Source organism: Pseudomonas fluorescens, assembly GCF_004683905.1.
Classification (GTDB): Bacteria; Pseudomonadota; Gammaproteobacteria; order Pseudomonadales; family Pseudomonadaceae; genus Aquipseudomonas; species Aquipseudomonas putida_A.
In genome coordinates this window covers 2750561-2766033 of sequence record NZ_CP038438.1, presented here as the reverse complement: position 1 = coordinate 2766033, position 15473 = coordinate 2750561, and the positions used below count along the sequence as shown (strand labels likewise).

Genomic DNA, 15473 nt, shown 5'->3' with positions numbered 1-15473 from the left:
GGAACCGACGATGACCTCAGCAATGGATACCCCCGAGCCGCAAGCGATCTGCAACCCCATCACCAGCAGCGCGATCTTCATCGTCGCCACGTTGCTGCCCGGGAACGACGCCGCCAGTCAGGTGCGCGGCTGGTGCGGCGACATCGCCGCCCTCACCCGTTCGGTCGGCAAACGTGTGCCCAACGGCAACCTGTCGTGTGTCTGCGGGTTCAGCGCCAGCGCCTGGGACTCGCTGTTCGGCAGCCCGCGCCCGGCCTCGCTGCATCCGTTTCGTGAGTTCGGCGTCGAGGGCCGTCGTGCCGTCGCAACGCCGGGCGACATCCTGCTGCACATCCGTGCCGACCAGATGGACCTGTGTTTCGAACTGGCAACCCAGTTGTGCAGCGCACTCAATGGCGCGATCACCGTGGTGGATGAGGTGCAGGGGTTCCGCTACTTCGACATGCGCAGCATCATCGGTTTCGTCGATGGCACCGAGAACCCGGTGGGCCGCAAGGCAGACCACTTCACCCTGATCGGCAACGAAGACCCGGCGTTCGAATCCGGCAGTTATGTGCTGGTGCAGAAGTACCTGCACAAGATGGAGGCGTGGAATGCGCTGAGCGTGGAGGCTCAGGAGAAGGTGATCGGCCGCACCAAGCTGGCCGACATCGAACTCGGTGAAGAGGTGAAACCGAGCAACTCCCACAGCGCCCTGACCACCATCACCAAGGACGGTCAGGAGCAGAAGATCCTGCGCGACAACATGCCGTTCGGTCGTCCGGGGGTTGGCGAGTTCGGCACCTATTTCATCGGTTACGCGCGCTCGCCGGAACCGATCGAGCAGATGCTGGAGAATATGTTTGTCGGCAAACCCGTCGGCAACTACGACCGTTTGCTGGACTTCAGCACGGCAGTCACCGGGGGGCTGTTCTTTGTGCCGTCAGCCGACTTGCTCGAAGACCTCGCGGAGCGCGAGCCCGAGCAGGCGTGACACCGTAGCGCCACGCCCGCCCGTCACTCAGTGTGGCGCGCGCGGGATGGTTTTCAGCAGGTCTTCCGGGCTGATGTGGCCGACCACACTGCCCGGTTGCGGCATGTTGAGGATGTGGCCTTTCATCTTGCCGATGATGTGCATCTCGCACGGCTTGCAGTCGAACTTCAGGGTCAGCACTTCGTCGCCGTGAATCAGCTGCATCGGTGCGACCTTGGTGCGCACACCGGTCACGCCCTTGGCCTGTTTCGGGCACAGGTTGAACGAGAAACGCAGGCAGTGCTTGGTGATCATCACCGGCACTTCACCGGCCTCTTCGTGCGCCTCGTAGGCCGCATCGATCAGCTTCACGCCATGACGGTGATAGAAGTCGCGCGCCTTCTGGTTGTAGACGTTGGCCAGGAACGACAGGTGCGACTCCGGGTACACCGGCGGCGGCGTGGTTTCGGCCTTGCGGCTGCCACGCGGATGCGCCGCGACACGGGCGGCGGTCAGGGCTTCGATCACTTCACGGCGCAAGGCCTTGAGCTGCGAGTTCGGAATGAAAAACGCCTGCGGTGCATCAAGTTTGATGTCGGTGGCGTGGTACTGAGTGGTACCGAGCTGACCGAGCAGATCCTGCAATTGCTCCAGCGCCTGCTCCGGTTTGTTGGCCACACCGAACGGGCCGTTCAGAGTCACACTGGCGCTGATCCCCTCTTCACTGGTCGCAGTCACTTCCAGCTGTTCTTCACGCAGGCGTGCAACCCAGCTCAATGCGACACGACGCTCGGCAGAGGTCTTCTGCAGAGCCTGTTGCCAGTTGTGGTCGAGGTTGCGGTTCAGCGGATGATTCGGCCGCAGCTTGTACAGGCCTTCGGGCATTTCGTTCGGCTCGACGCGGTAGCGATAGCGCTTCTCGCCGTCTTCTTCGAACTCGCCCTTTGGCTCGGCGATGTTGGCGCGGAAACCCACGACTTCACGCTTGACCAGCACGTTGAGGCCATCGCCGTTGGACAGCGGTTCCTGCGTCACCACCTGCATGTCACGCTTGCCGACTTTCTCGACGGTGCCCACTGGCAGACCGGTGAAGGTCGGCGAGTCGAACGCGCCGATGTCGATCTTGCGATCGGTGACAAAGTAGTCGGTGCTGCCACGGTGGAAGGTCTTTTCCGGGTCCGGCAGGAAGAAGTGCGCGGTACGGCCGCTGGAAGCGCGGGCCAGGTCCGGGCGGTCTTCGAGCACGTCGTCGAGGCGCTGGCGGTAATAGGCGGTGATGTTCTTCACATAGCCCATGTCCTTGTAGCGACCTTCGATCTTGAACGAACGCACACCGGCCTCGACCAGCGCGCGGATGTTGGCGCTCTGGTTGTTGTCCTTCATCGACAGCAGGTGTTTTTCGTAGGCGATCACCCCACCCTTTTCGTCTTTGAGGGTGTACGGCAAACGGCAGGCCTGCGAGCAGTCGCCACGGTTGGCGCTGCGCCCGGTCTGCGCGTGGGAGATGTTGCACTGCCCGGAGAACGCCACGCACAGTGCGCCGTGGATGAAGAATTCGATGGCGGCATCGGTTTCGTCGGCGATGGCGCGGATTTCTTTGAGGTTCAGCTCGCGGGCCAGTACCAGCTGCGAGAAACCGGCCTGATCAAGGAACTTCGCCCGCTCCAGCGTGCGGATGTCAGTCTGGGTACTGGCATGCAGCTCGATCGGCGGGATGTCCAGTTCCATCACGCCCAGATCCTGGACGATCAGCGCGTCGACACCGGCGTCGTACAACTGGTGGATCAGCTTGCGCGCCGGCTCCAGTTCGTTGTCGTGCAGGATGGTGTTGATGGTGGTGAAAATGCGCGCGTGATAACGGCGGGCAAACTCCACCAGCTCGGCGATTTCGCTCACCTCGTTGCAGGCGTTGTGGCGCGCGCCGAAGCTCGGGCCACCGATGTACACGGCATCGGCGCCGTGCAGGATCGCCTCGCGGGCAATCGCCACGTCACGGGCGGGGCTGAGCAATTCCAGATGATGCTTGGGCAAGGACATAGTTTTTTTAGTCAGGCTGTCACGGTTAAGGCGCGCATTGTAGCCGCGAAACGCCCGAGCGGCACGCCTGTGCTGCCAAGTGGCAGATGACCTCGCTCCAATCCGACACGAGAGTCTCCTGTAGGAGTGAGCCTGCTCGCGATGATGGTGGCACAGTCAACGTTGATGGTGGCTGATTTACCGCTATCGCGAGCAGGCTCACTCCTACAGGGGGCGGTCAGGCCTTGGCGGCCATTGCGGTGACTTCCACGCGCATGCCTTCCACCGCCAGCGACGCCACGCCCACAGCGGCGCGCACCGGCCATGGTTTGGCGAAGAAGCGCTTGTAGACTTCGTTGAACGCCGCACGATCGGCCATGTCGGTGAGGTAGATGGTCAGGTGCATGACCCGATCCATCGAACTGCCGGCCCGCTCCAGCGCCACTTTCAGCGCCTGCAGGGTGCATTCGCTTTGCAGGGTGATGTCGCCCAGCTCCAGACTGCCGTCGGCGCGGGTCGGGATCTGGGTCGAAACCAGAATGCCGTTGAAACCGACGATGTCGGAGGAAATCGAATCTGCATCCGGATCAGGGGTGAAGCTGAGGTCTTGATTAGCCATGAAAGTCTCTTGTCTGGAGAGATTGAGGGTCGCCGGCCAACAACCCGCCGGGACTTTCGCGCGGGCAGTTTACATCAGTCCCCCGCTCCGGCTCAGGCAACTGTCAGCCCCAGCCACAAATCGCGCGCATAAAAAAACGCCAGCCCTTTCGGACTGGCGTTTTTTTTGAATATGGCAGGGGCGGCTGGATTCGAACCAACGCATGGCAGGATCAAAACCTGCTGCCTTACCGCTTGGCGACGCCCCTGTATCTCAAGCTCTGTAACAAGCTCTGCGAGAATGGGCCGCAATTTACCAACCTTTTTTTGATCTGGGAAGCCCCGAGTGCAAAAAAATTTGTTTTAAAACAGCCAGTTATTTCTGAGCCGGGGCAAACGGCACGATTCACTTGGACAAATTCAGCTTGATCGCCTCGCGAATCAGCGTTTTCAAGGCCTGCTCATCGACCTCGTCGCCCTCGTGAAAATCAATCGCCCGCCGGGTGTTGCCCTCCAGGCTGGCATTGAACAACCGCGCCGGATCGGCAAGCGCCGCGCCCTTGGCGAAGGTCATCTTCACCGCCGCCTTGTAGGTCTCCCCAGTGCAAATGATGCCACCACGGGACCACACCGGAACACCGCGCCACTTCCACTCCTCCACCACCTCGGGATCGGCCTGGTGCATGACCTTGCGAATCTCGCCGAGGATGGCGCCGCGCCAATCGGCGAGTTCGGCGATTCGAGCGTCGATCAGCGCCGAGGCGTCGATGTTTGGGTTTTCGGGCTTCATGGCGGGCGTCCTCCTCGGCGATTTGACTGCATCAATCGTAGCTGGCCAACCGAAAAACGCTGGACGCATGATTTACCCGCTCGCGATCAGGGACTCATGCAATTCCTGATAAGCCGCTACCAGCTGCTCAAGGGAGAACGCCCGATTGCGCCCACTGGGATTGGGCAACACCCACACGTGCGCGCCACCAAAGGTCTTTTCCTGCCGCCCCCACGCCACCACCTTCTGCCCCGACAACGCCGCATACGCAGCCTTGCCAAGAAACGCCACATAGCGCGGCGCATGGCTACTGATTTTCTGCTCAAAGCCCAGGGCCGCAGCGGCGAACTCTTGCGCCGCCAACTGATCCGCCCGCGCCGTCGGCCGCTCGACCACCGCCGTCAACCCGCAGCCAAATTGCAGGATGCTTCGATCGTCCTCCGCCCGCACTTCATGCGGGGTGAACCCGGCCAGGTGCAAGGTGCGCCAGAAGCGATTCCCGCGCCCGGCAAAATGATGCCCCTGCGCCGCCGCGAGCAATCCCGGATTGATCCCGCAGAACACCACCGAAAGCCCCGGCGCCAGAATGTCTTCAAGCCCTTCACCCGCCATGCGTCCGCCCCTCGTTCGCAAACATTTGCAACACCACCCACGGCAAACCCTAGAATGGCCATCCCAGCCACAGAGCCAACAACAACGATGGACGTCATTCAGACCCTGCGCTGCTTCGTCGCCGTGGCCCAGAGCGGCAGCTTCACCGCTGCGGCCGATGTGCTCGACACCACCACGACCAACGTCTCCAAAGCCGTCTCCAGCCTCGAAGCCCGGCTGCACACGCGCCTGATCAACCGCACCACCCGCCGCCTCGCCCTGACCGAAGCCGGCGTGCGTTATTTGCAGCGCGCCGAGAAAATTCTCGATGACCTGCGCGAGGCCGATGACGAAGCCGGCACCGCGCAGACCTTGCCGGTCGGGCGTCTGAAGATCCACGCCATGGCCGCCATCGGCAACCACTATGTGATCAATGCGATCGCCCGCTACCGCGAAATTCACCCCACGGTGATGTTCGACCTGACCCTGAGCAATCGCCTGCCCGATCTGCTCGAAGAAAGCTACGACATGTCGATCGTCCTCGCCCGCGACCTGCCGGATTCCGGTTTCGTCGCGCAACGCCTGGGCAGCACTTACAGCATCCTCTGCGCCTCGCCGGCGTACCTGGCCAAACACGGCCACCCCGCCACACCCGCCGACCTCGCCGCGCACGACTGCCTGCGCATCGTCAACACGGTGATGCCCGCAGACAACTGGGTGTTCGAAGGGCCTCAAGGCATGGAAACCCAGAATATCCCCGACTCCCCTTTCCACATCAACACCGCCGACGGCATGGCCACGGCGATCAGAAATGGCATGGGCATCGGCATTCAGCCGCTGGCATCAGCCGTCGAAGGATTGGTCGGAGGCACACTGGTGCGGGTACTGCCGCAGTACCGCCTGGAGGAATACAACCTGTTCGCGATCTACCCGTCGCGCAAATTCGTCGACGCCAAAATCAAGACCTGGGTGGAGTTCCTGAAAACCGCCATCCCGCAACTGTTGGCATCGGATGAAGACATGGCTGGGGCCAAGCAACTCGCTGATGCTTAGTGCCGCAGACCTGGAGTGTCGACCCTCCAGCACCGGCATCGACCATTAACCGTTAGAGCAACCGCTGCCCATCACTTGGTATTGCACGACGTGTTGCGCGCCGGTTGAGTCGTCATAAGTCATCTGCACCGGCACCGCGCCGCACTGATTGGCAGTGTCGGAGATCGACACCACGTGAGCGATGTCGAGTTGGCTGGCGGAGTTGTACGCCTCGACTTGTGCGGTTTCATCCGCCGCAAAGGCTTGCGCGCCGATACCGCCTAGGGCCAGAAGAAGAGCGATTTTTGCAAGTTTCATGATGTTCACCGTCTCGTGGGGAACCGTGTTTGTTCACGGAGTGGAGACGATGTTAGGGGTTCAAGCGCACGGCAAAAATCGGTCGGCTGGACAAACACTGTGTCCAGAATGGTGATGAATAAGTCCAGACACCGTGGGTGCCCTTTTCGCGAGCAGGCTCACTCCTACAGTGGATTTTGCAGTGCTCACGAATGTTGTGGCGGGCGCAAAACCTGTAGGAGTGAGCCTGCTCGGAGAGTGTCAGATTTTTTGTGTGCGGGCCGGTAATGGCCTGCCGTCAGGCAGGCCTTCATTTCACCAGTTCGGCCTGATGAATCGGTCTCCATATAAAACCGCAAACTGATTCATGGCGTTTTTCCAGTCATGGGCGGCGCTGCCCCAGTTGGCGGTGATGTTTTTCAGCGCCAGCCAGATCAGTTTTGTCGCCGCCTCATCGGTTGGAAAGTGGCCTCTTGTCTTGATGATCTTGCGTAACTGCGAATTGATGCTTTCGATCGCGTTGGTGGTGTAGATCACTTTGCGTATCGCGGGTGGGAACACGAAAAATGGGATAACCCGCTCCCAGGCGCGTCTCCAAGCCGCCGCTATCGTCGGATACTGCTTGCCCCACGGCCCCGCTTCGAAGGCGTCCAGAGCCTGTTCGGCGACATCGGCATTGAGAGCTTGATAAATCGGCTTAAGGGCCTTGGCCAGTTCACGGCGCTTGTCCCACGCCGCGTAATCAAGGCTGTTGCGGATCAAATGGACGATGCATGTCTGCAGCGTTGTCTCTGGAAACACCGCACTCAAAGCCTCCGGCATACCTTTGAGCCCGTCAGTTACCGCGATCAGCACGTCTTCGACGCCCCGGGTTTTGAGGTCATTGAAGACCTTCATCCAGAACTTGGCACCTTCAGTGTTCTCGATCCAGATCCCCAAAATATCTCGGGTCCCATCCGGCAGCACGCCCAGAGCCAAGTAGATGGCCTTATTGCGAACCACGCCTTCGTCACGGATCTTGACCCGCAGAGCATCGAAGAAAATGACCGGATACATGGGCTCAAGCGGGCGTTGCTGCCAGGTACTGACTTCCTCCAGAACCGCATCGGTGACGGAGCTGATGAAGTCATGAGAGACATCTGTGCCGTACTGTTCCGAGAGGAAAGCACGAATCTCGCGAACGCTCATGCCACGGGCATACATGGCGATGATTTTGTCGTCGAAACCCGTGAAACGGCGCTCGTGCTTGGGGATCAGGATCGGGGCGAAACTGCCGTCGCGGTCTCTGGGAATATCCAGACGCAACGGGCCGTCTTCGGTCAGCACGGTCTTGCTGCTTCTGCCATTACGCTGATTACTCGAATCCTCAGGGCGCTCCGCGCCCTGAGGATAACCAAGGTGGTGCCCCATCTCGGCGCCAAGGGCTCGCTCGATCAGCGCTTTCTTAAACGCCATCGCGGCATCCTGAATAGCGTCGGCACTCATCGGGCCGCTGACGAACTGGTCGATCAGCTCTTGGGGAATGGAAGGAAGGTCACGCTGGGCCTCTCGGGCCGGTTTCTTTTTGGTCGGCATACATGCACCTCTGCGACATGTTATGCCCGAACACAAAATTTATGACACTCCCCCTGCTCGCGATGGCGCCAGCCCAGTCAACAAAGAACCCGAGACGACCGCCAGCGACCAGACAACACAAAACCCATGGCGAGAGGTTTAGCGATACGTCGCACCGTCCCGATGGGCCGCGAATCGGCCCCAAACCCCAAACTCACCTACTCCAACCCAAGCCCCGCACGCCCCATCGAATTCAGACGCTCCACCGGAAAACGCTCCACCCACGCCCGCTCATAATCCTCCCGCGGAAAATCATCCGGCGACGCCCCCTGCTCAAACGCCCTGAACACATCCCGCGCATAGCGCAGATTCTTCGCACACATCGGCGCCGCCGGCACGTACATCACGTTGCCCCAGCCCTGCTGATTCTCCACCGGCGCGACGCTATGGATCACATCGCAATGCCACCAAACCGAATCGCCGGCCTGCACATCCGGAATCGGACTTAGCCCCTCGATCAGCAGCGGATGCCATTGCCGCGATACCGGCAGCACCTTGCCCGGCGCCACCCCACACAACTCGTCTTCGGGCACGTCATCGAGCAGCGGCCGCAGCAGCAGGTACGCCATCGCCGTGGGGATCGGCAGGGTGTGCAGCACGCCTTGATCGGCCTGCATGTCCGACAGCGCAGTCCAGCCCTGAAACGTGCGAAACGCCGAACACTTCACCGTGTCCTTGTAGGCGTATTCATCCACCTCGGTACGAAACGCCGCATCCCACGGGTCGTAGGCCGCGAAGTCGTTGCTGTAGATTTTGTCGAAGACCTTCAAATACGCCGGATGCAGCCAGCGCTCCAGCGCCCCGGAATCGGTGTGCGGGCCAAGGCCTTTCGAGTGCGTGCCCGGCGGACGCCGACGTACCCGATCCGGATACAGCGCGTTGATGTCCGGATTGAACCAGTCCTGACCGTGCGAATGAGTCTTCCACAACCGATTGAGAAACGCCTGCGCCGTGCCCATCCGCTCATGCTGGCGCAACTGCATTTGCGCCGCCGACCAATAGATCGGAAAAATCTCCGGCCGCGACGCCTCAAGATTGCCGAAAAACTGGTCGGCCGGCCCACGGTAAAACGCATCGAACCGGTTCTTGTCGAGGTAATCCAGTAACCCCTGGTCCCACTGCAACACCTGCTCGCGGGGGAAGTGATTGCGGATCACCACGCAACCGCGACGCTTGATCAACGCCAGTTGCTCGGCAGTCACTGTGCCAGCGGCGATGTCAGCGAACTCCAGCACCGGCCAGCCCGACCCGGTCTGCGCCTCCTGGGCTTTGATCGACGCAATCTCGCCGGCAATAAACTCACTGACCTCGGCAAACAGCCCCTGCACATCGCCGATCTGCGCGCGCAAGGTGCGTTTCATTTTGACGATACTTTCGCGGTAATTCTCCGGAAGCGTTGCGCTCTCGAATGCCTGGTATTTGCTCATCGGGGGACCTGCAGACCTTGTTGTTGGTGCAGGTATGGGACCACTTCCGATGGTGTCGGCGGCAGCCTGATTTGCCGCGTCAAGTAATACGATTGTGGCGTTGTAGCGGCGCGCTGCTTACTGAAAGTGATGACCGTGCTGACGACGAAACTCCGAAGGCGTCAGCCCCTTCAACGCCTTGAACTGCCGATTGAACAGCGCCAGCGACGAGTACCCTACTTCGTCGGCAATCAGCGAAACCGTCGTATTCCCCTGCATCAACAACGCACAGGCGTGTCCGACTCTTAGCCGTACGATGTAGTCCAACGCCGTGCAGCGCGTATGACGGCGGAACATCCGATGGAACGCCGACACACTGACGCACGCCATCTCGGCCAACGCTGGAATGCTGATGGCCTGGGCGTAGTGACCATGCAAATAATCCAGAACCCGGTGGATGCGCGGGTCTTCAACAATCTGGCTGCCAGCCTGCGAGTCCGACGCAGAGAGGATTCGCCTGGCATCGACGTCCCGCGTCAGTTTGCTCAACACGGTCAACAGCGCGATCAAACGCTCGGCCGGCTCCTGCTCAACCATCGCCTCGATCAGCGGCCGAATCTCCCGCGACGCTGCCGCACTGAAACTCAACGCCTGCCGCGCCGCCACAAGTAATTGCCGCAGCGACCCCATCTCCGGAAACAACGTCACCAGCGACTCCGCCCACGCCGCCGAAAACCAGATCACCAACGCCACATGCGGTTGCCCGGCGTCGACCCGCTCCGCCGACGACCAGCTATGCGGCACATTCGGCCCGACCAGAATCAGATCGCCGTCATCGTAAGCCGCGACGTCATTGCCGATATAGCGATGGCCACGACTGTTCAAGGTCAGCGTCAGTTCGTACTCGGGGTGGTGGTGCCACTCAAACGGAATTGCCCCTGGCAGGCGCCGGTTCAGCAGCGTCCAGGAGGCAGTGGCTTCGGTGGGGATTTTTTCGAAACTGGGTTTCATGGTGGACGATTCTGCTCTGTGGCGTGGGAGGCACGCCCCGATCGTATCACTCTGTTTACAACGGCAACGGTCGATCCTGCACCACGCGCTTCATCACCAGCGTCGAGGTCAGCCGCTGCACATTCGGCAAAGTCGAAAGGCACTCGTCATACAGGCGCTGAAACGCTGGCAAATCCTGAGCGATGACGTGCAGCAAATAATCCGGTTCGCCGAACAACCGTTGCGCATCCACCACCTGCGGAATCTCCACCAGCGCCGCCTCGAACGCCTCCACCGCTTGCCGGTCGCCTTCGCGCAACGTGGCGAAGACCATCGCGGAAAAGTTCAGGCCCAGCGCGGCGGGGTCGAGTTTTGCCCGGTAGCCGAGCAGCACCCCGGACTCTTCCAGCGCCCGCACGCGGCGGTGGCAGGGTGAAAGGCTCAGGCCCACGCGATCGGCCAGTTCGGTGACCGACAGCCGACCATCCTTTTGCAGCTCAGCAAGAATCTTCCGATCAGTTCTGTCCACGCAATAAAACCTTCTAATCTGATGCGCCATGACGACCATCTTTGGAAAAATATTCTAGCCGAGTTTGCTTATTCTCCCTCAACCAAAAACTGCCGCACCGCTGCAACCGGCGCGGCACTTGATTGATGGAAAACCAACATGAGCAAAGCAACGCCACGTCAACGGCCATGGGTGACGTCATGACCTTCAGCGTATTCGCCGCTTTCTGGGCGGTATCGATTCTGTTTGTGATCACCCCCGGCGCCGACTGGGCCTACGCGATTTCCGCAGGCTTGAAGCACCGCGTCGTACTCCCCGCCGTGGGCGGTCTGCTGTCCGGGCACTTACTCGCGACGCTGATTGTGGCGGCCGGGGTAGGCACGCTGATCGCCGGACATCCGCTGGCCCTGACAGCACTGACCGTAGCCGGCGCCGGTTACCTGCTGTGGCTGGGCGCCAATCTGTTCGCCCGCCCTTCCACTCCGCACGCCGCAGCGAGCCAGACCAGCGACTCATGGGCGCGCTGGGCCTTGAAGGGTCTTTGCGTGAGCGGGCTCAACCCGAAAGTGTTCTTGCTGTTTCTCGCCCTGTTGCCGCAATTCACCGACGCCGGCGCGCCGTGGCCCGTGCCGCTGCAAATGGTCGCGCTCGGCCTGGTGCATACCGCCAGTTGCGCGGTGATCTATCTGCTGGTCGGGTTTGGCTCACAGGTGGTACTGCGCGCCCGGCCTGCAGCGGCACGCAGGGTCAGTCGAGTTTCAGGGCTGATCATGATTGCGATTGCGCTGGGGCTGCTGATCGAACAGCTGCACGCCTGATTCTTCCTCCTGACGAGATCTGCCAATGACCGAACACACCTCACCCTACGACACCACTGCCCTAACCAAGCCGGCAACACGCCTACGCATCCCGCAGCTCAAACAGATGAAAGTCGAAGGGCGCAAATGGGCGATGCTGACCGCGTACGACATGTACAGCGCAGTAATTTTCGAGGACGCCGGCATTCCCGTCCTGCTGGTCGGCGACTCAGCGTCCAACAACGTGTTTGGCAACGACTCGACCTTGGCCGTGACCGTCGACGAACTGCTCCCGCTGGTGCGCGCCGTCACCCGATCAACCCGGCGGGCCTTGGTCATCGCCGACCTGCCCTTCGGCTCGTACCAGGTTTCACCCGAACAATGCCTGCAAACCGCCGTGCGTTTCATGAAGGAGGCTGGCGCCCATGCGGTGAAGATCGAGGGCGGTGTCGAATTGCTGCCACACATCGCCAAGCTCAGCGTCTCGGGCATCCCGGTCATGGCCCACATCGGTTTCACCCCGCAGATGGAACATCAATTGGGCGGCTATCGTGTACAAGGTCGGGGCGAAGACGGGCAGCGCCTGATCGACAGCGCCAAAGCGCTGGAAGCCGCCGGCGCGTTCGCCCTGCTGATCGAAATGGTGCCCGGCGACGTTGGCGCAGCGATCACTCAAGCGGTGGCGATCCCCACTGTGGGCATCGGCGCCGGCAATCAGTGCGACGCGCAAGTGCTGGTCTGGCAAGACATGGCCGGCCTGCGCCAGGGACGTCTGCCGCGCTTCGTCAAACAGTACGCCGACCTGCGCAGCGTCCTGCAAACGGCGGCCAGAGACTTCGCCGACGACGTACAGGCCGGCACCTTCCCCGGCCCCGAACACACCTTTTAACCAACCGCCAGCAGCAGGAGGCCCCCATGCAAACCCCGAGACAACGCGCCGCCGAAGGCCTCAAGGTGGGCGACCGCTTCAACGTCGTCCGCCGTTTCACACCCGACGACGTCCATCACTTCGCGCAACTGTCCCGCGACTACAACCCCGTCCACTGCGACGCGCACTATGCGCAACTGCGAGCATTCAAAGCGCCGATCACCCACGGCCTGCTCACGGCCAGCCTGATGACCGAAATCGGCGGCCAGATCGGCTGGCTCGCCACCGGCATGAACCTCCAGTTCAAGCGCCCCGTCTATCCCGGCGAAACCATCACCTGCCACTGGCTCATCACCAGCATCGACGAGCGAGGCCACGCAACAGCCGAAGTCAGCGTCTTCAACGAACAACACATCACCGTGCTCGAAGCTATCACCACCGGCGTCCTGCCCGGCGCGCCAGAACGCGAATACATGAAACACATGCTGGCCGAGGGCGACCCTACCAATGGCGCGCGATGACGCGTTTAAACAGAGTTGTTTATATGACACCCGGTGTTACGTCCCCAAGGCTACAACGCCTTGCGCCATTGCCTACGACTACGCCAGAATCCGCCGGCTTGTGCGCCTAGAGTGCGGGTTCTATCGTGGGTCGGTCGCTGATAAAGCAGCGATCGGGTTTGGTAGCCCGGTTTCACACATGGCGCAAAACGTCACCTTACGCAGATGCCTTCTGGCGCCTGTGTTTTATGGTGGCCATGCGCAGGGCGCTTTCGAGCGCGCCGGTTTTTCCATGTGTGCCGGTCTACCAACCTTCGTAATGGCCACCACCCTCGTTTGGTAGCGAATGTGATGGTTCCCTTAGCCACATATGGAGCGTCACTATGGTCAAGGTCACACCAAACCCACCCGTAACCGAAACGGTCTCACCCTACGAATCCTCCGATTCCCGAAAACTCAGCGAAGCCGCCGAACGCGCCCTCGACCACTACCTGAACCCCGCCAGCCAAATCATGGCCACGCCCTACACACCCAACGCCATGTTCCTGGCCAACCCCAAAATCGCCACCGAGGAATTGCTGGCGAACGCCAGTGAATCACTGGGTTCGGCAACGGTGATGTTGGGGGATGTGGCCGCGCTGGTGGAGGGGCCGATTCGCAAGCCGCTGCTGGGCATTGCGCAGGTGGTGATGCTGGGGGAACTGGCGGTGAATCAGGCGTTGGATAATGTTGTGCCGACGGCATAACGAACGCTCCCTCCTTGGCGGCGTTAAATAGGTCGCCACGGAGGGACTAACTAGAAACAGGAACGCGTTAGGCATCTGCCTTCAGGACGAACCGATAGGCGAATTCTCAGATTCCCAACATCTCGCTCCGAAAGCTCAAGATCGCCCTGCTATGGTTTGCAGCCTGCCTCTATGCCAGACTTCGACTGCCGTTACTTCTACAAGGATGTTCAAGATGTCGGGCAAACCTGCCGCTCGTATTACCGATCCCACGTCCTGCCCACTACCAGGGCACGGAGTCAACCCAATAGCCTCTGGGTCTCCAGACGTTTTCTTCGATGGCTTGGCTGCCGCACGACAGACTGACAAGAGCGCATGTGGAAGCGCAATTGTCGGAGACGTCGCCTCCACGGTTCTCATCAATGGCTTGCCCGCAGCAACCTTGGGTAGCACGGGGGCTCATGGCAACAATGTCATCAGTGGCTCCGGTACCGTAATCATTGGCAATTCGCATACTCCCGCGCCGTTTACGCCTCCACTGCCGTTAGTCCTGCCTAATACCTTTGGTCAATCATTCAGCGTGCTCAATAGCGAGACCGGTGAGCCATTGGCACTCAGGGATTTTGTTGCAACCATCGACGGGGTAAAAATCACGGGCGTCACGGATGCAAATGGAGTTGCTCACGTAAAGGCGCCATCGAAAGACTCAAAAATCTCTCTGCACGTCATATTTAATGCTCCGGCAAGAACACTCGACGAACTGTCGGAGGGGCAGTAATGGCTGACAATTTCTCAACGAAAGCGACCGCTCAAAAAATCAAACCCGGCGAGTTCATGTGCCCCATCCCGGTAAAAGTCGATGATCGTGCGGCGACACGCGAAGCGATCATTCAAAGCTTTCGAAAGGCAGGTGGCGTCTTTACCGAACGCTCTAGTTGGGGAGCGGCCAAGGCCAAACCTGACATGGAAAAGGATTGGGACTATTCAATGATTGCTCTGCATCATGCCGGGCGCTCATACGAATGCACTCCAGGCGGAAGCAAGCAGATGAAAGGCGTTCAATCCCATCACATGGGTAACGGCTTTGACGATATCGGCTACCACTATGGGATCGCTTGCGACGGAACGGTTCTCGAAGGCCGTGACATCAGGTTTCTAGGGTCGAACGTTCACCTGTTCAACACAGGCGTGATCGGAATAGTGCTTCTGGAAAACCTGACTACTGCAGAGGAAGGCGGAGACATCGTTGCGAAAGGCAGGGAAACCCTGGAGTACTTCGGGGTTAGCACAACAAATGTCATACCTGCGGCACAGATTGACTCGTTACTGCGATTGATCAAAGTGCTTAAAGACGTTTTTCTGATCAAGAATTTTGGCGGCCACCGGGAGTACCCCGGCCAAGTGAGTGAAGGGAAAATCTGCCCCGGCAACATTGGCATGGAGCTTGTCAGAAACATCCGCACCAAGACCGGACTTCTCCCACCACCGAAGCCAGGCGCGGAATGAAATATTTTATATTTGCAGGATTGGTCTCGCTTTTAATCATCCTGAACGTGGGCTTCTATAACGAAGTATCTGATGGTGAGGTCAATCGAGTTTTCTTCATTAAGAAGGATCCAAGCATGCGTGTGAAATTTACAAACATCCATGCAAACGATGGGAATTACCGTCGAGTAGAAAAACTCACGAACGAGCAAAGGCAGGACATCATTGACTATTGCAAATACAGATTAGGTATTGACACAAAAGTGTCAACACAAGCTGAAATTGAAATGTGCGCAAAGAGATAAAACAAGACAAGCCGAATAACT

Annotated in this window: 17 protein-coding genes and 1 tRNA gene; 8 read left to right on the top strand and 10 right to left on the bottom strand. The window is 59.9% G+C overall.

Annotated elements, in window-relative coordinates:
- Positions 1–10: 10 nt before the first annotated feature.
- Positions 11–973 carry a Dyp-type peroxidase gene (locus tag E4T63_RS12460; protein ID WP_135295593.1) on the top strand — a complete coding sequence of 321 codons (963 nt, stop codon included), beginning with the start codon at positions 11–13 and terminating at the stop codon, positions 971–973.
- Between the two features lie 27 nt (positions 974–1000).
- Here the strand turns inward: E4T63_RS12460 and E4T63_RS12455 are convergent, their stop codons facing one another.
- From E4T63_RS12455 to mug, 5 genes are all read right to left on the bottom strand, one after another.
- Entirely contained in the window at positions 1001–2989 is a 1989-nt protein-coding gene (locus E4T63_RS12455; RefSeq protein WP_003224378.1) for a peptidase U32 family protein, read from the bottom strand.
- Positions 2990–3206: 217 nt separating this feature from the next.
- Complete coding sequence (locus E4T63_RS12445; RefSeq protein ID WP_135295591.1) at positions 3207–3587, bottom strand: RidA family protein; 381 nt, start codon at positions 3585–3587, stop codon at positions 3207–3209.
- A gap of 172 nt (positions 3588–3759) precedes the next feature.
- Positions 3760–3834 (bottom strand) — tRNA-Gln (locus E4T63_RS12440).
- A 137-nt stretch (positions 3835–3971) separates the two neighbouring features.
- The gene (locus E4T63_RS12435; protein ID WP_135295590.1) at positions 3972–4355 is read right to left on the bottom strand and encodes a DUF1801 domain-containing protein; all 384 of its coding nucleotides are present in this window, start codon (positions 4353–4355) and stop codon (positions 3972–3974) included.
- 72 nt (positions 4356–4427) lie between these two features.
- Entirely contained in the window at positions 4428–4946 is a 519-nt protein-coding gene (gene mug / locus E4T63_RS12430) for a G/U mismatch-specific DNA glycosylase (RefSeq protein ID WP_135295589.1), read from the bottom strand.
- A gap of 87 nt (positions 4947–5033) precedes the next feature.
- On the opposite strand from mug, the gene E4T63_RS12425 reads away from it, so the two are divergent.
- Complete coding sequence (locus E4T63_RS12425; RefSeq protein ID WP_135295588.1) at positions 5034–5978, top strand: LysR family transcriptional regulator; 945 nt, start codon at positions 5034–5036, stop codon at positions 5976–5978.
- 45 nt (positions 5979–6023) lie between these two features.
- Here the strand turns inward: E4T63_RS12425 and E4T63_RS12420 are convergent, their stop codons facing one another.
- The 5 genes from E4T63_RS12420 to E4T63_RS12400 form a co-directional block, all read right to left on the bottom strand.
- Positions 6024–6275, bottom strand: a complete 252-nt coding sequence (locus tag E4T63_RS12420) for a DUF2790 domain-containing protein (RefSeq protein ID WP_098968370.1) — start codon at positions 6273–6275, stop codon at positions 6024–6026.
- 294 nt (positions 6276–6569) lie between these two features.
- Positions 6570–7829, bottom strand: a complete 1260-nt coding sequence (locus E4T63_RS12415; RefSeq protein WP_135295504.1) for an IS256 family transposase — start codon at positions 7827–7829, stop codon at positions 6570–6572.
- A gap of 197 nt (positions 7830–8026) precedes the next feature.
- On the bottom strand, positions 8027–9295 hold the full coding sequence (locus tag E4T63_RS12410) for a DUF1479 domain-containing protein (RefSeq protein ID WP_134786168.1): 1269 nt from the start codon (positions 9293–9295) through the stop codon (positions 8027–8029).
- 117 nt (positions 9296–9412) lie between these two features.
- Positions 9413–10285: a helix-turn-helix domain-containing protein gene (locus E4T63_RS12405; protein WP_098968368.1), complete on the bottom strand. Its 873-nt coding sequence runs from the start codon at positions 10283–10285 to the stop codon at positions 9413–9415.
- 55 nt (positions 10286–10340) lie between these two features.
- Positions 10341–10793 (bottom strand): Lrp/AsnC family transcriptional regulator, encoded by a 453-nt coding sequence (locus tag E4T63_RS12400; protein WP_045122414.1) that lies wholly within the window; start codon positions 10791–10793, stop codon positions 10341–10343.
- A 179-nt stretch (positions 10794–10972) separates the two neighbouring features.
- Between E4T63_RS12400 and E4T63_RS12395 the strand changes: the two genes are divergently transcribed.
- The 6 genes from E4T63_RS12395 (at position 10973) to E4T63_RS12370 (ending at position 15168) form a co-directional block, all read left to right on the top strand.
- Positions 10973–11590 (top strand): LysE family translocator, encoded by a 618-nt coding sequence (locus E4T63_RS12395; protein WP_098968506.1) that lies wholly within the window; start codon positions 10973–10975, stop codon positions 11588–11590.
- Between the two features lie 25 nt (positions 11591–11615).
- Complete coding sequence (gene panB / locus E4T63_RS12390) at positions 11616–12458, top strand: 3-methyl-2-oxobutanoate hydroxymethyltransferase (protein WP_003224363.1); 843 nt, start codon at positions 11616–11618, stop codon at positions 12456–12458.
- Positions 12459–12484: 26 nt separating this feature from the next.
- The gene (locus tag E4T63_RS12385) at positions 12485–12958 is read left to right on the top strand and encodes a MaoC family dehydratase (protein WP_098968367.1); all 474 of its coding nucleotides are present in this window, start codon (positions 12485–12487) and stop codon (positions 12956–12958) included.
- 362 nt (positions 12959–13320) lie between these two features.
- Positions 13321–13683: a DUF6124 family protein gene (locus tag E4T63_RS12380; protein WP_135295587.1), complete on the top strand. Its 363-nt coding sequence runs from the start codon at positions 13321–13323 to the stop codon at positions 13681–13683.
- A gap of 214 nt (positions 13684–13897) precedes the next feature.
- Positions 13898–14440, top strand: coding sequence for a PAAR domain-containing protein (locus E4T63_RS12375; RefSeq protein WP_098968364.1), 543 nt, complete (start codon positions 13898–13900; stop codon positions 14438–14440).
- On the top strand, positions 14440–15168 hold the full coding sequence (locus tag E4T63_RS12370) for a peptidoglycan recognition protein family protein (protein ID WP_098968363.1): 729 nt from the start codon (positions 14440–14442) through the stop codon (positions 15166–15168). The genes E4T63_RS12375 and E4T63_RS12370 overlap by 1 nt, the downstream gene beginning before the upstream one ends.
- Positions 15169–15473: the final 305 nt, after the last annotated feature.